This window comes from Methylobacterium sp. Leaf125 (genome assembly GCF_001423085.1).
GTDB lineage: Bacteria > Pseudomonadota > Alphaproteobacteria > Rhizobiales > Beijerinckiaceae > Methylobacterium.
Window position 1 is genome coordinate 217873 of record NZ_LMNU01000012.1, and the last position, 25226, is coordinate 243098.

The 25226-nt window shown below is 68.8% G+C and carries 20 protein-coding genes and 1 pseudogene; 9 read left to right on the forward strand and 12 right to left on the reverse strand.

Annotated elements, in window-relative coordinates; all coding sequences use genetic code 11:
- Positions 1–89 precede the first annotated feature (89 nt).
- Complete coding sequence (locus ASF58_RS12225; protein ID WP_055952243.1) at positions 90–260, reverse strand: Flp family type IVb pilin; 171 nt, start codon at positions 258–260, stop codon at positions 90–92.
- Positions 261–763: 503 nt separating this feature from the next.
- Here ASF58_RS12225 and ASF58_RS12230 point away from each other — a divergent pair.
- Positions 764–1186: a pilus assembly protein N-terminal domain-containing protein gene (locus ASF58_RS12230; protein WP_244477297.1), complete on the forward strand. Its 423-nt coding sequence runs from the start codon at positions 764–766 to the stop codon at positions 1184–1186.
- A 43-nt stretch (positions 1187–1229) separates the two neighbouring features.
- Here ASF58_RS12230 and ASF58_RS12235 read toward each other — a convergent pair whose 3' ends face one another.
- Positions 1230–1685 (reverse strand): response regulator, encoded by a 456-nt coding sequence (locus ASF58_RS12235; RefSeq protein ID WP_244477298.1) that lies wholly within the window; start codon positions 1683–1685, stop codon positions 1230–1232.
- Positions 1682–2833 (reverse strand): histidine kinase dimerization/phosphoacceptor domain -containing protein, encoded by a 1152-nt coding sequence (locus ASF58_RS12240; RefSeq protein ID WP_055952249.1) that lies wholly within the window; start codon positions 2831–2833, stop codon positions 1682–1684. The genes ASF58_RS12235 and ASF58_RS12240 overlap by 4 nt, the downstream gene beginning before the upstream one ends.
- A 318-nt stretch (positions 2834–3151) precedes the next feature.
- On the opposite strand from ASF58_RS12240, the gene ASF58_RS12245 reads away from it, so the two are divergent.
- Complete coding sequence (locus tag ASF58_RS12245; RefSeq protein ID WP_082513017.1) at positions 3152–4609, forward strand: AmpG family muropeptide MFS transporter; 1458 nt, start codon at positions 3152–3154, stop codon at positions 4607–4609.
- A gap of 19 nt (positions 4610–4628) precedes the next feature.
- Positions 4629–5567: an EcsC family protein gene (locus ASF58_RS12250; RefSeq protein ID WP_244477333.1), complete on the forward strand. Its 939-nt coding sequence runs from the start codon at positions 4629–4631 to the stop codon at positions 5565–5567.
- Between the two features lie 79 nt (positions 5568–5646).
- On the opposite strand, the gene ASF58_RS12255 is transcribed toward ASF58_RS12250, so the two are convergent.
- Positions 5647–7029 carry a leucyl aminopeptidase family protein gene (locus ASF58_RS12255; protein ID WP_055952258.1) on the reverse strand — a complete coding sequence of 461 codons (1383 nt, stop codon included), beginning with the start codon at positions 7027–7029 and terminating at the stop codon, positions 5647–5649.
- Positions 7030–7159: 130 nt separating this feature from the next.
- Between ASF58_RS12255 and ASF58_RS12260 the strand changes: the two genes are divergently transcribed.
- The 4 genes from ASF58_RS12260 to ASF58_RS12275 all read left to right on the forward strand — a co-directional run bounded on the left by ASF58_RS12260 (position 7160) and on the right by ASF58_RS12275 (position 12992).
- Positions 7160–8014 (forward strand): tetratricopeptide repeat protein, encoded by an 855-nt coding sequence (locus ASF58_RS12260; protein ID WP_055952265.1) that lies wholly within the window; start codon positions 7160–7162, stop codon positions 8012–8014.
- Positions 8015–8143: 129 nt separating this feature from the next.
- Positions 8144–9880 carry a heparinase II/III family protein gene (locus tag ASF58_RS12265; protein WP_055952268.1) on the forward strand — a complete coding sequence of 579 codons (1737 nt, stop codon included), beginning with the start codon at positions 8144–8146 and terminating at the stop codon, positions 9878–9880.
- 78 nt (positions 9881–9958) lie between these two features.
- Positions 9959–11557: a bifunctional phosphoribosylaminoimidazolecarboxamide formyltransferase/IMP cyclohydrolase gene (purH, locus tag ASF58_RS12270; protein ID WP_055952270.1), complete on the forward strand. Its 1599-nt coding sequence runs from the start codon at positions 9959–9961 to the stop codon at positions 11555–11557.
- A gap of 58 nt (positions 11558–11615) precedes the next feature.
- Positions 11616–12992 carry a DUF2252 family protein gene (locus tag ASF58_RS12275; protein WP_055952273.1) on the forward strand — a complete coding sequence of 459 codons (1377 nt, stop codon included), beginning with the start codon at positions 11616–11618 and terminating at the stop codon, positions 12990–12992.
- 52 nt (positions 12993–13044) lie between these two features.
- Here the strand turns inward: ASF58_RS12275 and ASF58_RS12280 are convergent, their stop codons facing one another.
- The 6 genes from ASF58_RS12280 to ASF58_RS12305 form a co-directional block, all read right to left on the reverse strand.
- Positions 13045–14802: an MFS transporter gene (locus tag ASF58_RS12280; protein WP_055952276.1), complete on the reverse strand. Its 1758-nt coding sequence runs from the start codon at positions 14800–14802 to the stop codon at positions 13045–13047.
- Between the two features lie 335 nt (positions 14803–15137).
- The gene (locus ASF58_RS12285) at positions 15138–16832 is read right to left on the reverse strand and encodes a cation acetate symporter (protein ID WP_055952278.1); all 1695 of its coding nucleotides are present in this window, start codon (positions 16830–16832) and stop codon (positions 15138–15140) included.
- Entirely contained in the window at positions 16829–17137 is a 309-nt protein-coding gene (locus ASF58_RS12290; RefSeq protein WP_055952280.1) for a DUF485 domain-containing protein, read from the reverse strand. Before ASF58_RS12290 ends, ASF58_RS12285 begins: the two co-directional genes overlap by 4 nt.
- A 130-nt stretch (positions 17138–17267) precedes the next feature.
- Entirely contained in the window at positions 17268–19217 is a 1950-nt protein-coding gene (gene acs, locus ASF58_RS12295; RefSeq protein ID WP_055952282.1) for an acetate--CoA ligase, read from the reverse strand.
- Between the two features lie 147 nt (positions 19218–19364).
- A complete protein-coding gene (locus tag ASF58_RS12300) occupies positions 19365–19610 on the reverse strand; it encodes a hypothetical protein (RefSeq protein ID WP_156375644.1) in 246 nt (81 codons plus the stop codon).
- Between the two features lie 87 nt (positions 19611–19697).
- Complete coding sequence (locus tag ASF58_RS12305) at positions 19698–22301, reverse strand: ATP-binding protein (RefSeq protein WP_055952296.1); 2604 nt, start codon at positions 22299–22301, stop codon at positions 19698–19700.
- A 300-nt stretch (positions 22302–22601) separates the two neighbouring features.
- Between ASF58_RS12305 and ASF58_RS12310 the strand changes: the two genes are divergently transcribed.
- Together ASF58_RS12310 and ASF58_RS12315 are read left to right on the forward strand one after the other, a co-directional pair.
- A complete protein-coding gene (locus tag ASF58_RS12310) occupies positions 22602–23093 on the forward strand; it encodes a phasin (RefSeq protein WP_055952300.1) in 492 nt (163 codons plus the stop codon).
- Positions 23094–23312: 219 nt separating this feature from the next.
- A complete protein-coding gene (locus ASF58_RS12315) occupies positions 23313–23627 on the forward strand; it encodes a hypothetical protein (RefSeq protein ID WP_055952303.1) in 315 nt (104 codons plus the stop codon).
- Between the two features lie 90 nt (positions 23628–23717).
- Here the strand turns inward: ASF58_RS12315 and ASF58_RS12320 are convergent, their stop codons facing one another.
- Positions 23718–24380: a L,D-transpeptidase gene (locus tag ASF58_RS12320; RefSeq protein WP_055952306.1), complete on the reverse strand. Its 663-nt coding sequence runs from the start codon at positions 24378–24380 to the stop codon at positions 23718–23720.
- 257 nt (positions 24381–24637) lie between these two features.
- Positions 24638–24993: pseudogene (locus ASF58_RS27095) on the reverse strand (VOC family protein).
- Positions 24994–25226: the final 233 nt, after the last annotated feature.

Genomic DNA, 25226 nt, shown 5'->3' on the forward strand with positions numbered 1-25226 from the left:
TCGAAACCGGCAAAATCGGAAGATCGACAGCGCGCCGCGCGGCCACCGGGGCCGGAGCCGCGAGACCTTTCCGGCTGCGCGGACCGTGATTACGAGCTCTTCAGGTTGTTCGCCACGGTGGTCAGGGTCGCTCTCAGGTTCGTTCCGACCGTGCCCAGGACGGTGACGACGGCGACGGCGATGAGCGAAGCGATCAGGCCGTACTCGATCGCGGTTGCACCGGACTCGTCGGCCACGAAACGCTTGAACATGGTGGTCATGGCAAAATTCCCCTGGAAGTGAATGTGCCGTTCACGCTGTAGGCGTCTCAATCGGCGACAGGTTCAGTGTGCCCAGGTGCCCTTGCCATTGGGTTAAATCGTTCGCCGAAACCCAGCCGGAGGAAATCGCGTCGGGGTTTGGTGAGCTTTTGGTAAACGCAACATTCCGCCATCGACAACCGTGTTCACCGCCCCGCTTGATAACTTCCCGCGAACAGCTAGGCCTACTTCAGTCAAACTGCCTTCACTGCCCGACTACATGGCAGCGTTGTATCCTCGGTGGGACAACGAGGTTGTCGGTTTGTTTACCGTACTGGTGTCTCTTGGATGCCGAGCTTCGGCCGATGGGTGCGTCCCGATGCACCGAGATCAATCACGATCTGCGTCGCGCCGTGCGGTCCAGTGAGCGTCCGATGCACTCCCCAACCCTTCCGCCCCACATCCCTCTTAGGATCCTGGCGGCGCTTGTCCTGTCAGGGTATGCCATCTTCGGTTGCGGGCCGGTGCGTGCTCAGGCCCCGGACGCGCCGCCCACCATCGTGGCGGTCACCGTCGACAACGCCAAGGTCATGCGCCTGCCGGAGAAGACCTCGACCGTCATCGTCGGCAATCCGATGATCGCCGACGTCGCCCTTCAGCGAAACGGCGTCCTGATCCTGACCGGGAAGAGCTTCGGCAGCACCAACCTGATCGCCCTCGATGCCGCCGGGCAGATGCTGGCGGAATCCACGATCAGCGTGCAGGCGCCGCAGGCGGCCGTGATCACGGTCCAGCGCGGCCTCGAACGCGAATCCTACTCCTGCACGCCGAATTGCCAGCCCTCGATCCAGCTCGGCGATGCGACGAAATTCTACGGCGAAGTCAGCAGTCAGGCCGAGAACCGCCGCGCCCTGGCCACCGCCGGCGCCGGACCTGCGAACCGCTAGCGCGGCGAAGACTGCGCCGTCGATCTCAACGCACGGGAAGATCTCACCGCACGGGAAGATGCCGCTCGGCGCTCTCGGTCGCGGATGCCAGGCGGAACCCGTCCAGCCCCTCGACCGTGGCCGCAAGGCCCGCACGCCGGTCCGCGACGTAGCGCAGCGCGCCGGCGACCACGCGCTCGGAGTAGGGTTTCGCGATGACTCCGACCGCACCGGCGAAATCGTCGGGAATGCGCTTGGCGTTCGCCGTCATGAACACGACGGTGGTGTGAGGATCCGCGCTGAGGGCGCGGGCGACCTCGACCCCGGTGGGGCCGTCGATCAGGTGGATGTCCACGAAGGCCACGTCGGGGGAGGTCGCCCGCCCCAGGGCGATCGCTTCCGCCGAGCTGCCGGCAACGCCCACCGTGATGTGGCCGAGGTCATCCAGCAGGCATTCCAGTTCGAGGGCGATGAGGACCTCATCCTCGACCACGAGAATCCGCAGGGGCGTCTCGGTCATGGGGATGCCCATTCCGGGCCCGGCGCCCGATCCGTAATGGCACTCTGAAGCGAGATCGCGTCCAGGGGAACGACGATCTCGACGCGGGTGCCCGGTGCGACGTCGCTCCAGGCGATCACGCCGCGTAGCTGGCGCACCACCATCTCCACCAGGGAGCGACCGAATCCCGCAGGGTTCGGCGTGCCACCGGCCAAGCCGACGCCGTCATCCTCGATCAGCATGCGCAGGCCGTCCTCGCTGCGCTGCGCGGTGATCGTGATGCGCCCCGGCCGGCTGTCCGGGAACGCGTGCCGGACGGCGTTGGTCGCCAGTTCGTGCATCATCAGCGCCAGGGGCGCGGCCATCGCGGCCGAGACGGCGATCGAGTCGATCTCCGCACTGACGGCCGTTCGGTCCGTGTCGAGCCCCGCCACCAGCTCCGAGACAAAGTCCTCGGCGAACTCGCGCAGGTCGAATCGTGTGACGTCGCCGGTGGAGTAGAGCATCCGGTGCACGGTCGAGAGGGCGCCGATGCGCTCCGCCATCCCCTGCAGGGCATCCCGGGCCTCGCCGCGCGGGGTGCGCCGGGCCTTCAGCAGCATCAGCGAAGAGATGACCTGGAGGTTGTTCTTGACCCGATGGTCGACCTCGTGGAGGAGCGCGGTCTTCTGCTCGAGGGCGGCGCGAAGGTCGGCGGTCTGCTCTCCGACCCGTCTCTCGAGCTCGTCGTGCGCATCCTTCATCGCGACTTCGTTCCGGTACTTGCCGGTCATGTCGGCCTGGGCCGAATAGAAGTGCACGATCTGCCCCGTCTCGTCGTGCACCGGGGCCACGGTCATGCCGTTCCAGAACGAGGTTCCGTCCTTCCGGTAATTGACCAACTCGATCTCGATCGGGCGCCCGGCGCTCACCGCGTCGCGCAGCCGGCGCACGGCGCGCGCATCGGTCTCGGGCCCCTGAAGCATGCGGCAGTTCCGACCGGAGACCTCCTCCCAGGCGTAGCCGGTGAGGCTCAGGAAGGCATCGTTCGCCCAGACGATCGGGTTGTCGCGCTGGCGCGGGTCGGTCAGGACCATGGGCGTCGGACTCGCGGTGAACGCCGCCACGAATGCGCCTGCGTTGATCCCGAGGCCGCGTGCCCTGGTGGCCGGCGTTTCCCTATGCGTCATGATCGGCTTCAGCCAAGACGAGACACCCGAACTGTTGGTCTGGACGTTGGCCCGTCGCCTGTCCACTCGGGCGCGAACACAGACTTGAACTGCCGGGATACCCCGCCGTCAACTCCTGGATCGTGGAACCACTTGAGGGCGGTCGGGCCGCTAACAGGAAGATGCGAGACCTCGCGTTAAGATTTCGGAAGGCATGCTGCCGATGGTAAGCGATGCACCACGGCACGCGGGCCCGGCGACAGCCCCGTGTCGGGCCGGCGACGAGGCCTGCTATGGTTCGCGGGCATCAAGCCTTTCGGCCCCCAGGAGTTCCATGCCATGGCCCAAAGCGACGCCCTGGAGATCCCGAGCCGCCGCCTCCGACTGCGGGACATCGTCGAGGATCCCCGCATCCTGCTGATGCTTGCCCTGGGATTCTCGTCGGGTTTGCCGCTGCTGCTCGTGCTCGGCACCTTCTCGACGCGCCTCGCCTACTCGGACGTCGACGTCAAATCGATCGGGCTCTTCAGCTACCTGGCGCTCCCCTACAGCCTGAAGTTCTTCTGGGCCCCGATCATCGACCGGTTCGATGTGCCGGTGCTCAGCCGGGCGCTGGGCCGCCGCCGGGCCTGGATGATCGCGACCCAGTGCGCGGTCGCCCTGTCACTGACCCTCATGGCCTTCGCCGATCCCGGCACCAGCCTGGCGCTCCTCGGCCTCGGCGCCTTCCTCGTGGCCTTCTGCGCCGCGACGCAGGACGTGGTGATCGACGGCTGGCGGATCGACGCAGCCGGCACGGACCTGCAGGGGGTGATGGCCGCCACCTCGAACCTCGGCTACCGCCTCGCCCTGATGTCGGCCGGTGCCGGAGCCCTCTTCGTCGCCAGCGCCTATGGCTGGAGCGTCGCCTACCTCTCGATGGCGGCCCTGCTGGGCGTCGGCATGGTGGCGGCGCTGCTCGCCCCGGCCTATGACCGCGCGATCACCGAAGCGACGCCGGCTGCCCCGGCGCGGACCTGGACCTTCCGGGGCGCAGTGCTCGAGCCCCTGACCGAACTGCACACCCGGCTGGGTGCCGGCCTCTGGGCGATCCTGCTCCTCGTCGCCCTCTATCGCCTGCCGGACTTCATCTCCGGCGTGATGGCGAGCCCGCTCTACCGGGAGGTGGGGTTCACCCTCGTGGAGATCGGCGCCGTCTCGAAGCTCTACGGCATCTGGGTGGGCATCGCGGGCGCCTTCGTGGGCGGCTGGGCCATGACGCGGTTCGGCCTGTTCCCCACCCTGGTGGTGGGCGCCTTCCTGGGCGCGGCCTCGAACCTTGCCTTCTCTTGGCTCTCCTTCGGCGGACCGGAGGTCTGGCGTCTCACGGCGGCGATCTCGATCGACAATTTCTGCGGCTCCTTCGCCGGGATGGCGCTGATCGCCTACATGTCGAGCCTGACCGCGCCGGGCTTCGCGGCGACGCAGTACGCGCTCTTCTCCTCGCTCTACGCGCTCCCGGGCAAGCTCGTGGCCGGAACCTCCGGCTTCGTCGTGTCGGCCTACGGATATCCGATCTTCTTCGCCTTCACGGCGGCGGTCGGCATCCCGGTGGTGGTCCTCTGCCTGCTGGTCGGCCGGGCGGGTGACCGAACGGCGTCCGCCGCCGAAGCGACCGCGACGGACCCGGTCCGCCCTGAAGCCGCCGCGGGCGACGAGATCGGCGGGAACCATCCGCGGGGCCCCGGCCTTGCTTCCACCGGCCAGGACCACCCTGGCGCAGGCCGGCCCGCGAAACCCCACCCGGCACACGGATGAGATTGCAGACGTGAGCAACATCAAACTCGTCGACGACACCAGCAACACCCCGGCCGTGAGCCCGGGCCTTCCCGGCCTCAGCGAGACCGATCGCGCAGCGCTGCGGCGCGCCGTCGAAGCCCTGGAGAAGCCAGGGCTCGCGGCGCGGCTCTCGGCCGTGGCCGGCGCACCCCTGGATATGATCGGTCGCGCCTTGCCCGCGCCGGTCACCGACGCGGTGTCTCAGGCGACGGAGAGCGCCATGCGCGCCTCGCTCAAGGTGGCCCTGGCGACGCTGCCGGAGGGACGCGCGATCCCGGTTCCGACCGACCCGCTGCTCGCCGGTCCGGCCGAGACGGAGTCCGCGACGGTGCGCACGGCGACGCGCCTGGCGAAGTACCTGCCCTCCAGCGCCTTCGGTCACAAAGCGATGGCAGCCGTCTCCGGTGCCCTCGGGGGCGCCTTCGGCTTGGCGACCCTGGCGATCGAACTGCCGGTCTCCACCACCCTGATGCTGCGCTCGATCGCGCAGATCGCCCGGGAGGAGGGCGAGGATCTGAGCGATCCGGAGAATGCCCTGGCCTGCGTCCAGGTCTTTGCCCTGGGTGGGCGCGAAGCGGCCGGCAGCGCCCTGACCGAGAGCGGCTACTTCGCCGTACGCGCGGCCCTCGCCAAGACGATGGTCGAGGCGGCGCGCTACGCCGGCAATCGAGCGCTCCTCGACGAGGCTGCACCGGCTTTGATCCGCTTCTCGACGCAGATCGCGGCCCGCTTCGGCCTCGTGGTCTCCCAGAAGGTGGCGGCGCAGGCCGTGCCGATTCTCGGCGCCGTCGGTGGCGCCGCGGTCAACGCCGCCTTCATGGACCACTTCCAGTCCACCGCCCGGGCGCACTTCACCGTGCGGCGGCTGGAGCGGATCTACGGCGAAGCGCCCGTACGGGCCGCCTACGAATCCGAGAAGGCGATGCTCGGCGCTTGAAACTCGGCGCTTGAAGCTCGGCGCCTGAGCGAACTCGCACGCCGATGCGCGACGTGACGGGCAGCGGACGCGGCCGCCATCAGGCTTTCGGATAGCGCTGTGCGAGGAGGGCATGGACGAGGCGGGTGGTCTGCACCTCGCCCCCCTCCGGCCGGCCGGGCTTGGTCGACGGGTTCCATCCGTAGAGGTCGAAATGGACGTGCGCCCGCGTGCCGGGCGCGAACCGCCGCAGGAAGAGGGCCGCCGTGATCGCCCCGGCGAAGGGACCGCCCGAGACGTTGTTCAGGTCGGCGACCTTCGACTCGAGCAGGCTCGCGTAGGGCTTGTGCAGGGGCAGGCGCCAGACGGGGTCGGCGACGGCGATCCCCGCCTCGGACACCGCCGCGGCCAGCGCCTCGTCCTCGGTGAAGAAGGCCGGAAGATCGGGACCCAGCGCGACGCGGGCTGCCCCCGTCAGGGTGGCGAAGTCGAGGAGCAGATCCGGCCGGTCGGCCTCCGCCAGCGCGAGGGCATCGGCGAGGATCAGCCGCCCCTCCGCATCGGTGTTGCCGATCTCGACGGTCAGCCCGGCCCGGCTGCGGATCACGTCGCCCGGCCGGAAGGCGCTGCCCGAGATGGCATTCTCCACCGCCGGCACGATCAGGCGCAGCCGCAGGTTCAGGCCCGAGCCCATCACCATGTCGGCGACCGCCAGGGCAGCGGCGGCACCGCCCATGTCCTTCTTCATCAGAAGCATGCCGCTGGACGGCTTGATGTCGAGCCCACCCGTGTCGAAGGCGACGCCCTTGCCGACAAGGGTCACCCGCGGTGCGTCCGTCGGTCCCCAGGACAGGTCGATGAGGCGCGCGGCCCGCGGCGAGGCCGCACCGACCGTGTGGACGAGGGGAAACCCCGCGGCGAGATCGTCCCCCGTCACGACCGAGACGGTGGCGCCGTGGCGCTCGGCGACCGCGCGCACCGCGGCCTCGATCTCCGCAGGACCGAGATCGTTGGCCGGGGTGTTCACGAGGTCGCGGCCCCGCGCCACGGCCTCGGCGATGCGGGTGATGGCTGGCCCGTCGGCCCCCTCCGGCACGACCAGGGCCGGGCGCTCGGCGCCGGCCTCGCGATACCGCGCGAAACGATAGCTTCCGAGGAGCCACGCGAGGGCGGCGGCGCCGTCATCGAACCCGTCGGCGGCAACGAAGCGATAGGTGCCGGGCGGAAGGGCGCCGGGAAGCTTGCCGGCGATCAGCGGATCACTGCCATCGCCCAGGCCGAACAGGATCCGGCCCAGACGACCGTCGGCCGCCGGGAGGAGGGCGATCCGCCCGGCCTTCGGCGCGAACTCCGTCGCCCGGGCATAGGCCGCCTGCGGGCCCGGCAGCGACGCCTCGACCCGGGGCCAGGTTTCCGGGGTGACGCTGAGGATCGGGATCGCGTCGCCGGGATCGGCGACGAGGCGGGACAGGGTCTGGGTCATGGAACTCGCAAGGGCAGGGCCGGGAGATTAACGGCGGGTTAGGGTTAACGCTCTATCACCTGGGCATCGGGAGCGCGAAGCGTTCGCCTGAGCAAATTCTGGGCCCCTGCGGGCCGTCGTGGAGCGCGTCATGGTCGGGCCGCTGGTCAAGTTCTCTCGGGTGCGCCCGATGCCCGTCCTGTCGGCGGCGCTGGTGGCGGCGCTTGCCGCCGGCTGCCAGTCCCGATCCCCGGAAACGACCGGCTCCATCGGGGGGATCTCCCTTCCGGGCTTCGGCCGCTCCCAGAACCCGGCGATCATCACCCGGCGGGAGGTCGAGGCCCTCGGCGAGAGGTACGCCGCCGACTCGAACGACCTGTCCCTGGCCCTTCGCTACGCCCAGGCCCTGCGGGCCACGGACCAGAAGAGCCAGGCCGTCGCGGTCCTGCAGCAGGCGGCCCTGCGCAACCCGAAGAACAACACCGTCCTGGCCGCCTACGGCAAGAGCCTGTCCGAGGTCGGCCGGTTCCAGGAGGCGGCCGACGTTCTCCAGAACGCCCACACCCCGGCGCGTCCCGACTGGCGTGTCCTGTCGGCCCAGGGCGCGGTGGCGGACCAGCTCAACGACCACACCCGGGCGCAGGGCTTCTACGAGGCGGCGCTGAAGATCCAGCCGGATGATCCCGTCATCCTGTCGAACCTCGGGCTCTCCTACGCCCTCGGCCGCCAGCTGGCGCAGGCCGAGGCGACCCTGCGGCGGGCCTCGGAGCAGCCCCGCGCCGATGCGCGGGTGCGCCAGAACCTCGCCCTCGTGCTCGGCCTGCAGGGCAAGTTCGCCGAAGCGGAAGCCGTCTCCCGCCAGGATCTCTCGCCCGAGGAAGCGGCGGCCAACACGGCGGCTCTGCGGGCCTTCGTGGCGCAGCCGAACAGCTGGAAGGCTTTGAAGGCCGCCGATGCGCGCAGCGCCCGGCCGGTTCGGCAAGTCGCCTCCGGCCCGGTGGAGTGAGGCTCTCTGCCACCGATGGGGCGGGTGACTTGAGGTTAACCGCAGGTTAAGGGCCACGGCCTAGTTACGTTATGGACAGGTCGCGGTGCGACGCCGGCCTGCGGCCGTGCCCCCGGAAGAGGAGAGTGCGTGCGTTGGGGGACTGATCGCTGGCGCTTCTATCGGTTGATCGGACGCGAAGTCGCGCGCTCGGTGCGCGACACCTATGCCCGGGTGAGCGGCCGACCGGATATTCTTGCCCGCGCCCGCGTCACGGCCCTGGTCATCGCGCCGCATGACCTGCGGACCAGCGACGCGACCTTCGCCGACGACATCTACGCCGGCCTCTTCGTCTTCGCGGGGCGATCCCTGTCGGTCAGTGGCCGCTCGCCCTTCGACTACGCCCCGCCCTCTCCGGAATGGGCCGACATCCTCTATGGCTTCGGCTGGCTTCGCCACCTGCGCGCGGCCGATACGGCCCTCGCTCGCGCCAACGCCCGCGCTTTCGTGGCCGATTTCATCGCCGGCCGGGGCGACGCGGCCCTCGCCCGACCGACGCCGGTCGCCGCTCGCCGGCTGATCTCCTTCCTGTGCCAGTCGCCGCTCGTCCTGGAGGGCGCCGACCACGCCTTCTACCAGGTCTTCCTGAAGGCTCTTGGCAAGACGGCCCGCGACCTCGAGAGCGACCTGCGCCGGAGCATCTCCCCGCAGAGCCGCCTGTTGGCGGCGGTGGCGCTCTGCTACGCCGGCCTGTGCTGTGACGGCATCCAGCCGATCCTGCGTCGCTCGACCCGCATCCTGGTGCGGGAGCTCGAACGACAGATCTTGCGCGACGGCGGCCATCGCAGCCGCGATCCGCGCTTCGCCATGGAACTCCTCCTCGACCTGCTGCCCCTGCGCCAGAGCTTCCTGTCGCGCAGCATCGACCCGCCGGAAGCGCTCCTGCACGCGATCGACCGCATGCTGCCGCTCCTGCGCCTGCTCCGGCATCCCGACGCGTCGCTGAGCCATTTCAACGGCATGGGCGCTACGGCGGCGGACCACCTCGCCACCCTGCTGGTCTACGACGGCGCCCTGGCGCAGCCGATGATGCATGCACCGAATTCCGGCTACGAGCGCCTGGAGGGCGGACGGGTCCTCGTCGTCGCCGATGTCGGCGCGCCGCCGCCCCTGCCCGATTCCATCAACGCGGGGGCCGGGTGCCTGTCCTTCGAGATGTCGAGCGGCCCGCAGCGCATCGTCGTCAATTGTGGCCTGCCGGCGAGTGGCCCCGAGCTGCGCCGCCTGGCCCGCAGCACCGCCGCCCATTCCACCGCGACGGTCGGCGACACCTCGTCCTGCCGCTTCCTCGTCGGCGGGGGGGCCTGGTACGAGCGCTGGGCCGTGACCTGGCTCTCGCACCGGATCGGACCCGTGATCCTGCGCGGCCCTCGCGACGTGAAGGCGGAGCGGACCACCGAGGAGGGCGCCACCATCCTGGCGGCGCGTCACGACGGCTATCTGGGTGATCTCGGCCTCGTCCATGAACGGCGCTGGCGCCTGGCGCGCAACGGCAACCTCCTCGAGGGCGAGGATGCCTTCGTCCGCCCGCCGGACGCCAAGCGCGGCAAGGCACGGCACCGGCCGCAGGAAGTGGCGGTGCGCTTCCACCTCCATCCGGCGATCGCGGCGCGCGGCCTCGACGACGGCCGTCTCGAACTGACGTCGCCGATCGGCGAGATCTGGCATTTCGGGGCCGAGGGCGTACCCGTCGCCCTGGAGGAGAGCGTCTACTTCGCCGGAATCACCGGCGCCCGCCGCACCGACCAGATCGTGCTCTACCTGTCGGTCGCCGAGGACACCCGCATCCGCTGGGGCTTCGCCCGGGCTCCGGCGCGGCAAGGCTGAGGGGACGACTGGCCGCAGCGCACAATTTCGTGGTACGCGCCGCGCAGTTTCTTGTCGCTTGCCTCCGGACGCAACGCCATGTCGCATGACCAAGTGCGGGTCACCCGCGCACTCCTCTCCGTCTCGGATAAGGAAGGCCTCGTCGCGTTCGCCACCGCCCTCGATCGCCTCGGCATCGAGCTCGTCTCCACGGGCGGCACCCACAAAACCCTGAGCGCGGCCGGCCTCCCGGTGACCGAGGTCGCCGAGCTGACGGGCTTTCCCGAGATGATGGACGGTCGGGTGAAGACCCTGCATCCCGGCGTTCACGGGGGCCTGCTCGCGGTGCGCGACAACCCCGAGCATCAGGCGGCCCTGGCGGCGCACGGGATCCGCGCCATCGATCTGCTGGTGGTCAACCTCTACCCGTTCGAGGCGACGGTGGCGAAGGGCGCCTCCTACGACGATTGCGTCGAGAACATCGACATCGGCGGCCCGGCGATGATCCGCGCCGCCTCGAAGAACCACGCCGACGTCGCGGTCGTAGTGGATGTCGCGGACTACGCCGATCTCCTCGCCGAACTGGAGGCGAATGCCGGCAGCCTGCATGAGCGCACCCGGCGCCGCCTTGCCCAGAAAGCCTATGCGCGCACGGCGACCTACGACGCCGCCATCGCCAACTGGCTCGCCGGCCAGATCGAGAGCCCGGCGACGCCGGCCTACCGGGCCTTCGGCGGCAGCCTCGCCCAGCCCCTGCGCTACGGCGAGAATCCCCACCAGAGCGCGGCGTTCTACCGGTCTCCCGGCCTGCCGCGCCCGGGCGTCGCCACCGTGCGCCAGCTCCAGGGCAAGGAGCTGTCCTACAACAACCTCAACGACACCGACGCGGCCTACGAGTGCGTGGCCGAGTTCGACCCGGCGCGCTCGGCGGCGGTGGCGATCATCAAGCACGCCAATCCCTGCGGCGTGGCCGAGGGCGCGAGTCTCCGCGAAGCCTACGAGCGCGCCCTGAGCTGCGATCCGACCTCGGCCTTCGGCGGCATCGTCGCCCTGAACCGTCCCCTGGATGCCGAGGCCGCGCGCCGGATCGTCGAGATCTTCACCGAGGTCATCATCGCGCCGGACGCCACCGCGGAGGCGATCGCGATCGTCGCGAGCAAGAAGAACCTGCGTCTCCTCCTCGCCGACGGCCTGCCCGACCCGCGCGGGGCCGGCGAGACCGTGAAGACCCTCGCGGGCGGCCTCCTGGTCCAGGCCCGGGACGCGGCGGTGGTCGACGACATGCCGCTGACGGTGGTCACCCAGCGCGCACCGTCGGAGCGAGAATACGCCGATCTGCGCTTCGCCTACCGGGTCGCCAAGCACGTCAAGTCGAACGCCATCGTGTATGTGCGCGACGGCGCGACGGTCGGCATCGGGGCCGGTCAGATGTCGCGGGTGGATTCCTCGCGCATCGCCGCCTGGAAGGCGGCCGAGGGCGCCAAGCGCCTCGGTGCAGCCGAGAGCCTCGCCAAGGGCTCGGTGGTCGCCTCCGACGCCTTCTTCCCCTTCGCCGACGGACTGATCGCGGCGGCGGAGGCCGGCGCCACGGCGGTGATCCAGCCCGGCGGCTCCATGCGCGATGCCGACGTGATCAAGGCGGCCGACGAGGCCGGTCTCGCCATGGTGTTCACCGGCCACCGCCATTTCCGGCACTGACGCCTCTTCCGGGCGGCTGGGAACGGCCGCGCTTTCCGAGTCCACGAGGCCCGACCCCATGACCCACACCCAACATTCCAGTCGCCGCGAGGAGCGCCGCGCGGCGGGTAAGCGCCTGCGCGAACAGGTCTCGCGGGAATCCCACGCCGAGTGGCGGCCGACGCCGCAGCGCGATCCCCTCGCGGTCCTGCAGGCGGGGGATGCCGGCCGACTCGCCGAACTGGTGCCCCTGCGCCGGGAGCGGATGCGGGTTGACCCGTTCGCCTTCCTGCGTGGGGCCGCCGCCGTGATGGCGGCCGACCTGGAAGGCGTACCGGTGCCGGGTATCCCGGTTCAGGCCTGCGGCGACTGCCACATCGGCAATTTCGGCGTCTACCGCAGTCCCGAGGGGCAGACGCTGTTCGACATCAACGACTTCGACGAGACCCTGTGGAACGTCGACTTCACCGTCGACGTGAAGCGACTCGCCGCCAGCATCGCCCTGGCCGCCCTGCCGCGGGGCGCGGACAAGGCGCGCCGCGCGGCGCGGGCCGGCGTCCGGGCCTATCGCGAGCACATGCGGGAGCTCGCCGCTCTCTCGCCCCTGGCGATCTGGCACAGCCGGATCGACCTCGATCACGAGGTCGGGCGCCTCGGTGACGGGGACCTCTGCCGGCGTCTCCTGTCCGAGGCCGGGACCGAGCATGCCGACGGCCTCAGCCGCGGCGACGTGCCGACCCTCGCGGTGGTCCCGCACGAGACCGACCCCGCGGACTGGCGCATCGCCGACAAGGCGCCGACCATCTTCCACCAGGGGCCGGGCGGCCTCACCGAGGCGGTGCGCGACGCGGCGGCGGCGCTGCTCGCCTATCCGCACAGCCTCAGCGCCGACCGCTGGACCCTGCTCTCGCGCTACGCCCAACGCGACGTCTCTTTCAAGGTCGTCGGCATCGGCTCGGTGGGACTGGTCTGCGCCGTCGGGATCTACGCCGATGCGGACGGCGCCCCGCTGTTCCTGCAGATCAAGGAAGCCCGTCCGTCGGTGATCGGCCAGCTCGCGCTTAAGCCGTTCAGCATCGCCTCCGAAGGCCAGCGGGTCATCGACGGCCAGCGGATCATGCAGGCGGCCAGCGACCTGTTCCTTGGCACCGCGTTCTCCGACGCGAGCGGCCGCTGCTACTACGTGCGCCAGCTCAAGAACCGGAAGCTGTCGGCGGTGTCGGAGATCCTCGCCGAGAGCGGCGCCAAGCCCTACGCCAAGCTCTGCGGCACGACCCTCGCCCGTGCCCATGCCCGCTCGGGTGACGCGGCGATGATCGCCGGCTATCTCGGCAAGGGTTCCGCCTTCGACGAGGCGGTCGCCGACTTCGCCATGGCGTATGCCCGTCAGAGCATCGCGGACCACGCCCTGCTGGTCACCGATTTCCTGACCACGCCGGAGCCCCAGGCCCGCTGAAACGAGAAAGGGCCCCGCCTCGCGGCGGGGCCCCTCGGGGGAGAGCCAGGCCTTAGCGGACCGGGTTCTCGTCGTAGGTGAAGATATCGCGATCCTTGGTCTCCGGGATGAAGAGGAGACCGATGACGAAGGTCATCGCGGCGATCGCGATCGGGTACCACAGGCCGTTGTAGATGTTGCCGGTCTGGGCGACGATGGCGAAGGAGGTCGCCGGCAGCAGGCCGCCGAACCAGCCGTTGCCGATGTGATAGGGCAGCGACATCGAAGTGTAGCGGATACGGGTCGGGAACAGCTCCACCAGGGCCGCCGCGATCGGGCCGTAGACCATCGTCACGTAGAGGACGAGGATCGTCAGGATACCGATGACCACGAGCTTCTGGCCCGTGAAGATGTCGATCGGATTGGCGGCCTTGACGATGCTGGCATTGCCGGCCGGCGCCGGGTAGCCCGCCGCGGTGAGCGCCGCCGGCACCGCCTTGGCGAAGGCCGGGTCGGCGACGGGGAAGTCCTTGCCGGCGATGGTCACGATGGTCGGTGCGCCGGCGGCGACCGGCTCGGTGGTGTAGTTCACGGCGGAGCGGGCGAGCAGCGCCTTGGCGACGTCGCACGCCTTGGTGAACTTGGCCGTACCGACCGGATTGAACTGGAACGAGCAATCGTCCGGGTTGGTCTTGACCACCACCGGCACCGTCGACTGCGCCTGGTAGAGCGCCGGGTTCGCGTTGGCGGTGAGTTGCTCGAACAGCGGGAAGTAGGTCAGCGCCGCGATCAGGCAGCCGCCGAGGATCACCGGCTTGCGCCCGATCTTGTCGGAGAGCGCGCCGAAGAACAGGAAGCCGCCGGTGGCGAGCAGCAGCGACCAGGCGATCAGCACGTTGGCGGTGAACTGGTCGACCTTGAGGATGCTCTGGAGGAAGAACAGGGCGTAGAACTGCCCGGCGTACCAGACCACCGCCTGGCCGGCGGTAAGGCCGAGCAGGGCGAGGAGCGCCCACTTGGCATTGCGCCACTGGCCGAATGCCTCCGAGAGCGGCGCCTTGGAGTGGGTGCCTTCCTCCTTCATCTTCTTGAAGGCCGGGCTCTCGTTCATCTGCAGGCGAATCCAGACGGAGATGAGCAGCAGCACGCAGGAGACGAGGAACGGGATGCGCCAGCCCCAGGCCTGGAAGGCCGTAAGGGTGGTCTGGGTGCCGTCAGCTGCCGTCGTGACCGTCGGCGCGTAGGCACCGTTCACGTAGCCCTGCGTCGACAGGATGATGATCAGCGAGAGCAGCAGTCCGAGGGTCGCGGTCGTCTGAATGAAGGCGGTGTAGAAGCCGCGGCGGCCTCGTGGGGCATGCTCGGCCACGTAGACGGCCGCGCCGCCGTACTCGCCCCCCAGAGCCAGGCCCTGGAGCATGCGCAGCGCCAGCAGCGTCACCGGGGCGACCCAGCCGATGCCGTAGCCGTTCAGGGTATCGTAGGAGGGCAGCAGGCCGACGCAGAAGGTCGAGATGCCCATGATCAGGATGGTGATGAGGAAGGTGTGCTTGCGCCCCACCATGTCGCCAAGCCGGCCGAACACCAGGGCGCCGAAGGGGCGGACGAGGAACCCGGCCGCGAAGGCGAGCAGGGCGAAGATGTTGCGCGTGGCTTCCGGATACGCCGAGAAGAACTGCGCCCCGATGATCGTCGCGAGCGATCCATAGAGGTAGAAATCGTACCACTCGAAGACGGTGCCGAGGGACGAGGCGAGAATGACTTTCTTCTCGCCGGCGCTCATCGGCCGTGTGGCCGGATCGCTGATGGGAATTGCGCTGGACGCAACCATGGGACGTTTCTCCAAGTCTCGTTCTGCCCGGGCGTAGTCCACCCGTGACGTGTTTGACCCTGCAGGTCCCGAAGCCTTGTCGCTCAGCCTGCCCGGACTGTTCAGGCGCACCGATTGCGCGAGCCTATGCCTGGGACCCGTGGCCGGATGCTAGGCCACGCCACGTTTTCGCCCAAGTCCCAAACACCGCCGCACTGTCCTGAATTCGGATATTTTTCAAGTCTTCCCGAAATTTTTTTTGCATTTGGGAGGGATTAGAATTCAGGGTCGCAACGAAAGAGGGCGCGACTTGCGTCGCGCCCTCTCATCTCGCCGACACTGATGGGGTCAGTGGCTCAGTGTGCGTGGGCTCCATCGGCGCCGATCCCGGTCTCCGAGCGAACGAATTGCGCATCGAAGAGTGCGCGCTCACGCTGGGCCCGCTTGGTGTTGTCGAGCTTCGAGACGACGATGATCGTCAGGAAGGCCAGCGGCATCGAGAACAGGGCCGGATTGTCGTAGGGGAAGATCGCCACCGGGTTCCCGAAGGTGGTGACCCAGACGGCCTTCGACAGAACCACCATGCCGACCGCCGCGACGAGGCCGACGAGGCCGCCGATGAGGGCGCCCCAGGTGGTGGTGCCCTTCCACAGGATCGACATGGTCAGGACCGGGAAGTTGCAGCTCGCCGCGACCGAGAAGGCGAGACCGACCATGAACGCGACGTTCTGATTCTCGAAGACGTAGCCGAGATAGATCGCCACGATGCCGATGACGACGGCGGCGATCTTGGAGAGTCGGACCTCCGCGGCCTCGTTGGTGCGCCCGCGGGCGATCACCTGGGCGTAGAGGTCGTGGCTCACCGCGGAGGCGCCCGCGAGGGTCAGGCCCGCCACCACCGCCAGGATGGTCGCGAAGGCCACGGCCGAGATGAAGCCCAGGAAGTACGGGCCGCCCACCGCGTTGGCGAGGTTCACCGCCACCATGTTGGTGCCGCCGATCATGCCCTTGAGCTTGTCGAAGGCGCCGGCCGCGTCGAGGGAGAAGTAGGCCGGGTCGGACATCAGCAGGGCGATGCCGCCGAAGCCGATGATGAAGGTCAGGATGTAGAAGTAGCCGATCAGGCCGGTGGCGTAGAACACCGACTTGCGGGCTGCCTGGGCGTCCGACACCGTGAAGAAGCGCATCAGGATGTGCGGCAGGCCGGCCGTTCCGAACATCAGGCCGACGCCGAGCGAGATCGCCTCGACCGGATTGTTGACGAGGCCGCCCGGCGCCATGATCGCGTCACCCTTGGGGTGAGTGGCGACGGCGGCGGCGAAGAGGGCCTCGGGGTTGAAGCCGTACTTGTATAGGACGGCGCCGGCCATGAAGGTCGCACCGCCGAGCAGCAGGCAGGCCTTGATCACCTGCACCCAGGTGGTCGCCTTCATGCCGCCGAAGGCCACGTAGACGATCATCAGCACGCCGACGATGATGACGGCGTAGAGATAGGGCAGGCCGAACAGGAGCTGGATCAGCTTTCCGGCGCCGACCATCTGGGCGATCAGGTAGAACGCCACCACCACCAGCGTGCCGGTGGCCGAGATGATGCGGATCGAGGTCTGGTCGAGGCGGAACGAGGCGACATCGGCGAAGGTGAACTTGCCGAGGTTGCGCAGGCGCTCCGCGATGAGGAACAGCACGATCGGCCAGCCGACGAGGAAGCCGGTGGAGTAGATCAGGCCGTCGAAGCCGGAGGTGTAGACGAGGCCCGAGATGCCGAGGAACGAGGCGGCGGACATGTAGTCGCCCGCGATGGCCAGCGAGTTGGTGCCCGCCGAGATCCCGCCGCCGGCCGCGTAGAAGTCCGCGGCCGACTTGGTGCCCTTGGCGGCCTTGTAGGTGATGCCGAGGGTGAACAGCACGAAGAACGCGAACATGCCGATGGCCGGCCAGTTCGTCGCCGATTGCTTGACCGCGCCGAGGTCAGGACCGGCGGCGTAGGCGGCCGTTACGGCGAGAGCCGCCAGGGCTGTGCCGAGGACGAGGGGATGCTTGAGGCGGATCATCGGCCAACGTCTCGCTTGAGGGCGGCGGTCAGCTCGTCGAAGCGGCCGTTGGCGCGCTGGACGTAGATGCCGGTGAGGATGAAGGCGAGCACGATCACGGTGACGCCGAGGACGAGACCGAGGGAGGCGGTGCCCCCGCCGATCTTCACGGCCAGCAGCGCCTTGTCGAACGCGATCAGCCCGATGAAGCCGAAATAAATCAGCAGCATGATGATGGTGAGCGTCCAGCCGAAGCGCGTGCGCTCGTGGACGAGTTCCTTGAAATGCGGGCTCTGCGCAATGCGCGCAGTCTCCAGATCGGCCATGACGGTTTTCTCCCAGGGATCCGCCTCTTGCCAGGGCGGCTTCCGGATTGAAGGCGTTTAAATTGTGGGGGGCAGAGGTCCGCGCGGAGTGAGGGTCACCCGCTCCGCGCGATCGGAGCGCCGGACTCGCTCAGTGCGTCCGGTTCTGGCGATTCTCGATCAGGTCGTCGACCACCGCCGGCTCGGCGAGCGTCGAGGTGTCACCCAGCGACGAGAATTCATCCTCGGCGATCTTGCGCAGGATGCGGCGCATGATCTTGCCCGAGCGGGTCTTGGGCAGGCCCGGTGCGAACTGGATCAGATCCGGCGAGGCGATCGGCCCGATATCCTTGCGGACCCAGGTCACGAGCTCCTTGCGCAGTTCGTCCGAGCCCTCCTCGCCCTCCATCAGGGTGACGTAAGCGTAGATGCCCTGGCCCTTGACGTTGTGGGGATACCCGACGACCGCGGCCTCCGAGACCTTCGGGTGTGCGACGAGGGAGGATTCGACCTCAGCCGTGCCCATCCGGTGACCCGAGACGTTGATGACGTCGTCGACCCGGCCGGTGATCCAGTAATAGCCATCCGCGTCGCGGCGGCAGCCGTCACCGGTGAAGTAGTTGCCCGGGTAGGTCGAGAAGTACGTCTGCTCGAAGCGCTCGTGATCACCGTAGACGGTGCGCATCTGGCCCGGCCAGGAATCCTTGATGCAGAGGTTGCCTTCGCAGGGACCGTCCAGGGTCTTCCCCTCGGCATCGACCACGATGGGCTGGACGCCGAAGAACGGCCGCGTCGCAGAGCCGGGCTTCAGCTTGGTCGCCCCCGGGAGCGGGGTGATCAGGATACCGCCGGTCTCGGTCTGCCACCAAGTGTCGACGATGGGGCAGCGGGAATCGCCCACCACCTTGTAGTACCAGTCCCAAGCCTCCGGGTTGATCGGCTCGCCGACCGAACCGAGGACGCGCAGGGAGGCGCGGGAGGTCTTCTTCACCGGGCCCTCGCCGCCACCCATCAGCGAGCGGATCGCGGTGGGCGCGGTGTAGAAGATGTTGACCTTGTGCTTGTCGACCACGTCCCAGAAGCGGGAATTCGACGGGTAGGTCGGAATGCCCTCGAACATCAGGGTCGTCGCGCCGTTCGCGAGGGGCCCGTAGACGATGTAGGAGTGACCCGTGACCCAGCCGACATCGGCGGTGCACCAGTAGACCTCGCCCTCGCGGTAATCGAAGACGTACTGATGCGTCATCGACGCGTAGACGAGATAGCCGCCGGTGGTGTGGACCACGCCCTTCGGCTGGCCCGTCGAGCCGGAGGTGTAGAGGATGAAGAGCGGGTGCTCGGCCTCCACCGGCTCGGCCGGGCACTCATCGGTCACCTGGGCGGCGGCCTCGTCGTAATAGACGTCGCGGCCGGCTTCCATCGCGATCGACGACCCGGTGCGGCGCACCACGACGACGTGGTCGACGCTGTCCTTGGGCAGGCGCGCGATCGCCGCGTCGACATTGGCCTTCAGCGGCACCTTGCGGCCGCCGCGCAGTCCCTCGTCGGCCGTGATGACCATCTTGGAGGCGCAGCCCTCGATGCGGCCGGCCAGGGAATCCGGCGAGAACCCGCCGAAGACGATGGAGTGGATCGCGCCGAGGCGGGCGCAGGCGAGCATCGCGTAGGCGGCCTCGGGGATCATCGGCAGGTAGATGGTGACCCGGTCCCCCTTCGACACGCCGCGGTTGCGCAGCACGTTGGCCATCTTCCCGACTTCGGAATGAAGCTCACGGTAGGTGATGTGCTTGGATTCGCTTGGGTCGTCGCCTTCCCAGATAATCGCGACCTGATCGCCCCGCGACGCGAGATGGCGGTCGATACAGTTGTAGGCGACGTTCGTCTGCCCGTCCTCGAACCACTTGATCGAGATCTGCCCAGGCTGGAAGCTGGTGTTCTTCACCCGTGTGAAAGGCGTCATCCAGTCGATGCGCTTGCCGTGCTCGCTCCAGAACGTCTCTGGATCGGCGACGGAGACCTGATACATGGCCAGGTACTGAGCGTTGTCGACGTGGGCGCCTTCGCTCCACGTCGAACGCACTTCGACCACCTTCTCGTCCATCGCGTTGTCCCTATCGGTGCCCGATCGTATCGCGACTGTTCACGCAGCCGGGTCTTCCAAATACCGTCATAGGCTCAACGACATATTCCCCGCAAGCACCCTTATGGCTAAGGGCGGGACAGGACCGTGGTTTTGTTTGAACGAATGTCAGTTGCAGCCAATGCAGATGCCGGTCTCGACCTTTTTATCGATGGCGCGCTGCTTGCGGGTGGCGTCGGACGTGCGGTCCTCGTCCGGTGCGGCCCCGCGGCCCGGCGGCTTGGTCACGCCGGTCGAAGTGATGTTCCGGAACTGACCGGCCGATCCCATATTCGGCTCGGTGCCACTCTGCTGAGCCAGGGCAACCCCCGGCAAACCGATCCCCAGGACGGCGATCAACGTCAACGCACGCATCATTGTCTCCATGGCAGGGGAGGGCTCCCCTCCGCTCTGGATCCAACGCACGCTGCGTAGGCCGGTTGCAGCGACGCCGGCCCGCTCTCAGGCCCGCTTCGTCGCCCCGGGCACGGGGAACAGCATCTCCACCAGGGTGCCCTCGTCCTTCCGGCTCGAGATGTGGAAGCGACCGTGATTGGCCTCGGTGAGGGCCTTGGTCAGCGGCAGCCCCAGGCCGGTTCCGCGGGCGGGTTCGACCGGGAGGCCCGACCGGAAGGGATGCAGGGCCCCCTCCATCTCGGCCGCCGACATCCCGACCCCGGTGTCGCGGATGCGCAGGGCGATCTCCCCGCGGTCGGCGAGCGAGGTCGAGACGATGACCTGCCCGCCGGCCTCCGTCAGCGCGATGGCGTTCGCGATGACGTTCAGGGTCGCCTGCTGCACGAAGCGCTCGTCGGCCGAGAGAACCGGCAGGTCGGTGAAGAAACTCGTGCGCAGGACGATGCGCCGCCGGACGGCCTCGGGGTGGAGGAGGGCGACGCAGCGCGAGACCACGTCGTTCAGGGACATGTCCGCGATGACCCGGTCGACCTTCCCGGATTCGATTCGCGCCAGGTCCAGCAGATCCGTGACGAGATCGAGCAGGCGCGTGCCCGAATCGTGAACGCCCTGGAGGGACGCCCGGTCGTGCTGCGACCCCGTCGAATGACCGGTCCGGTCGATGAGACCGTCGAGCGAATCGAGCATCGCCTTCAGCGGCGCCTGGATCGTCTGACCGACCTGGGTCAGGAGCTCGGCCTGCTGCGAAATCGCGTCCCGCTCCGCCGGCGCAGTTCCGAGGTCGGCCGCATGACGCAGGTCGGCCCCGACCCGGTCAGGCATTGCGGGCGCGTCGCGGATCACCGCGCAGACGCGCTCCTCCGCGTCGCCGGAGAGCGGCAGCAGCTTCACCCAAAGACGACGACCCGTGCCGCGTGCCGCCACCGGCATCTCGTCCCGCACCGGAGCGCCCGGCTCGGCGTGCAGGCGTGCCAGCAGGTCGACGGCATGCTCGGAGGCGAACAGGCCGAGGAAACTCGCGCCCACCACCTCGCGCGGCTCGAGCCCGAAGGTCTCGGCGGTGCGTCGGTTCAGGGAGAGGATGCGAGCCTGATGATCGAGCAGCACGATGCCGTCCTCCAGCGCATCGAGCACCGCGCGGGCATCGAGGCTGTGGCGGGCGGCGAAATCCTGGGCGATCGCGGTCGCCTTTGCGGCGCGGGCATCCTCGCTCGGCTCGGCGTCGCGGGCGAGCAGAAGCTGTGCGGGTCGACCGGCCCATTCCAGGGCGGATTGCTCGATCAGGACGCTGACCCGCCCGCCGCCGCGGGTCGCGAGAACCAGGGGTGCCTCACCCGCCGGACGGTCCTGCGGATCGAGGCCACCGAACAGGTGGACGATCCCACCAGCCGCCGTCAGCTCCTCCCGCGTCGCGTACCCTACGAGGCGCAGGAGGGGCTGGTTGGCGAACAGCACGGTGTCGTCGCGGTAGACCAGCACGCCGGCGGGAATGCGCTCCAGGGTCGCCACCATGGCGCCATCGGGCAACGGCTCCTCGGACGACCGCACGAACGGGACCGGAAACGGCATCACCGCGCAGGGTAAGCTGGGCTCGGCTTCCTTGTCCGAACGCTCGTCGCCCGCGAACCGGGCACCCAGGGCGCGCGCGATCTCGCGGAACGCGGCGTGCTCGTGGCTCGAGAGATGCGGATCGGAGGACTCGACAGCGGCCTCGACAGCGGAACCGGCCGGCGCATCCGCCACGGCCTCGACCGGCGCATCGGCCGCTGCCTCGGCCTCAGCGTGCGAGGCCGCGTGCGGATGGGAAGCGGCCACCTCCGCGGGTGTCGGTGATGCGGGCGCCGGTTCGATCTCGAGTTCCGAGGAGGTCGCCACCGGAGCCATGATCGACCGGATCTGCCCGAAGCCGCGAAAGCCCGAACCGGCCCGATTCTTCGGCGCGCCGGACACGTCGAGGTCACAGAGGCCGCCATCCGCCGCGATCAGCGTCAGCGGGATCGCCCGGAAGGTCCGCCCCAGGTCGAGGGCGGCGAGCAGGCCACCGGCATCGCACAGGACGTCCGCGTCAGCCAAGGCCTGCCAGCTCCGCCCCTCGAGGCGTCGGCGCAGGGCCGGTCCGGCTGCCGGCGAGACCTGGAGGATCGTCCCCGTCGCGTCGCTCTCCCAGGTGAAGCGCTGCCGGGCGACGATCGGCGCTTCCATCTCGACGACCGGCTCGTGCGAGACCGGTTCTTGCGCGACCGCGTCTTGCGAGATTGGCGCGTTCACGTCGTCCGGCGCAACGCTCGGATCGCTATCGACCGCCGATGCGCCGTGTTCGCTGCGCGGACGACGAGGCGGCAGCCGAATCGGCAGCGGCGTGTTCGCGACGAGCACGACGGCGTCGCGCGACGCGGTGAGGGCGACGCGCATCACGCTGAACAACACCGGCGGTGCGAGGCGCCGGGGGTCGAGATGCAACCGCATCAGCAGCGGCTCATTGGTCCGCAGGGGGGCGCGCCCGATCTGCTCGCCGAGCCGCAGCTCCGCGTCGACGCGGCCGTCCGATCCGCCAATGCCGTCTCGAAGGCTCTCGGCCCGAGGCGAGGCGTGCAGGATCCGCGTCCCGTCCGCATTGAGGAGCAGAATCGCCGTTCCGGGATCGCTCATGCGGGCGCCGAGGCGCGAATCATCCGCGCATCGACGCAGAGCCGCCTGAATCGCCCCGTCGTCCTTCCAACCCGGCCCTGAGGCTCCACTCTCGAACATCCGCACCTGTTTCGCGTGACGAATCTTGGAACGTGACGTCCTTTTTACCGCGTCACCGCCTCTCCATAAGCCACGAGAGGAGCCGCCGCACGTTTACCTGTTGTCAACCTTAATGCTCCCGAGCAGGGTGGCATAGGGCTGGGGCTGTGCTATTGTGCAGCGCACAACAAGCCATCAACAATTCAGAACGAGGAGAGGATAATGAGCAGCACCCCGAATTACGAGGTTCCCGCCGAGATGCGCGATTTCGCCGAGAAGAGCGTCGATCAGGCCCGCAAGGCCTTCGACACCTTCATCAGCGCCGCCCGCCGCACCGCAGACACCGTGCAGGGTTCCGCCGAGATGGCACGCACCAATGCGCACGATGTGTCCGCCCGCGGCTTCGAGTTCGCCGAGCAGAACGTGACAGCGGCCTTCGACCTCGCCCAGAAGCTTGTCCGCTCGCGCGACCTGCAGGAAGCCATGCAGCATCAGGCCGAGTTCGTGCGCAGCCAGTTCGCCGCGATTCAGGCCCAGGCCAAGGAGTTCGGTGGTCTCGCCCAGTCGGCGATCCAGCAGAGCGCCGAAAAGGCCAAGGGCGCCATGCAGGAAGGCGCCGAGCATGCCCGCAAGGCCATGGAGCAGGGCTCCGAGGCCGCTCGCAAGGCCGGCAGCGATGCCGAGCAGGCCATGCGGAACGCGACCAACTCCTGATCGCCTGTCCGCGGAGCCCTCGCGGCTCCACGCCTCGCAGCCCGCTTCGCCCCCGGCCGAGCGGGCTGTTTGCGTTCAGGGCCGCGCGTGCCGGCCGAAACCGGCCGAAATGCCCCGTGTCGAGAACGAGACTTGCCCACCACGGGCGTGTCTCCTAACCCTGACGCCGCGCCGTGCCCGGGTGTCCCGGAGCGGCGCGGTCAACGAGGGCGTAAGACCATGCGACGTATCTCCCGAGGCAGTCTGATCCTCACGGTTCTCGTCGGGCTGTTCGCGGCACAGAGTGCCAGCGCGCAGTATTACGATGACGGCTACGATCGGCCGCCGCCGCGCCGGGCCTATGAGGAGCGCCGCCTGCCGCCCCGTCGCGAGGTCGGCTTGAACTGCGACGCGGTCCAGTCGGGCCTGACCGGCTTCCAGCCCTATTCCTGCCCGCTCCCGGGTCCGCGGCCGCTCGGTGCGCGCTGCTTCTGCAACATGCCGATCGCGCCCTTCAGCCCGCCGCAGACCGCGGTCGGGCGCGTGGTCCCCTGAGCGTTCGAAGAGTCGACGCGCCGAACGCAGAAAGCCGCGTCATCCTCGTGGATGGCGCGGCATTCCAATTGATGATCCCGTCGGGCGATTTCAGTTCAGGACGACGACCTTGGCGCCGACCTTCACCCGCTCATAGAGATCGGTGACGTCCTCGTTGGTCATCCGGATGCAGCCTGACGAGACGGCCTGACCGATCGTATCAGGCTCGTTGGAGCCGTGGATGCGGTACTCGGTGCTGCCGATGTACATGGCGCGGGCACCAAGCGGGTTCTCCACGCCGCCGGCCATGTAGCGCGGCAGGTCGGGACGACGGGCGATCATCGCGGCGGGGGGCGTCCAAGACGGCCACTCCTTCTTCGCGGTCACCGTCTTCACGCCCGACCAGGTGAAGCCCGGGCGACCGACGCCGACGCCGTAGCGAAGGGCCTCGCCATTCGGCATCACGAAGTAGAGGCGCCGCTCGGCCGTGGAGACCACGATCGTACCCGGCTTATAGTTTCCGTCGAAGGCCACGATTTCGCGCGGGATCGGGGCAACCTGCGCCTGGGGCGCGGCCTGGTAGCCCTGTCCGGCGGTGGCCGGGTAGCCGTACGGATCATCGGTCGTGCGGCCGTAGCCGTAGGCCGGATCGGACGAGTAGTAATCCTCGCCGGAATTCGTGCCGAACGGATCATAGGGAGCCGCCAGAACAGGGCTCGCGGAGAGAACGCAGACACCGAGTATGCCTGTGAGGGCGGTCGCCAAGGTCTTCATGTTGGATCCCTTACCTATGCCGTAACCTTTGCTATACAAGCGTAAGCATGGGACAGTGGTTCCACGGCCTGCGAGAAATCCGTCGTTTTTGCGGCGACCCCGGTTTTAATCCCTCTCTGACACCGCCCGCATGAGGGCAGGCGAAGCGGGAATGGGGCGGCTGAGGACAAGGTCGCGTCCGGTCGTGTCGGTCATGGCAGCCATCCGCGCCAGAGTTTGCGGGGGAGGGTCGGTCAGCGCCTCTGCTGGTTCATCGTTCAGAGCACGCCGAAGGGGTCTTGCAGCTGGTCGTAGCGATCGCCCCAGAACATGTCGGCCGGTGACATTACGGCGGTTGCGCCGGCCGCGACGGCCTGGGCGTAGCAGGGCAAAGGCCTGCGGCCGCTGCAGCACATGGCCGTGCTCGGGAAACGCGTCGCTTAATCATCAGAGACGCCCCGTTGAGGCGGAGATGCACGTGCATCGTCCGGCCCTGGTCGTCGACGGACATCGCGGTGGCGATCCCCGCCCCGAACACCTCGACGTAGAACGCCGCCGCCTGCGTCAGGTCGGCGACGAGGCCTCCCTTTACCGGGGCCGGGATCACGCCTCCGCGCTGATTCGTACCGCTCATGGCGAGGCTCTCCGCTCAGGCCGCCGGCGCCCATCCGCTCCCGGCGCGGCTACCGACGACGATGGTTCGGCATCCCACAGGGCCGGAGGGACTTTTTCGAAGCGGCCCTGCGCGCAAAGCGTCGGAACGGCCGGCCCCGGCCCGTCGTCGCACGCCGCGCGGCGACCCGCCTCGGGCGCCGAATACCGGGGCCTCGCCACCGGGACCGAAAGGCTTGACCCCGAGCAGGACCC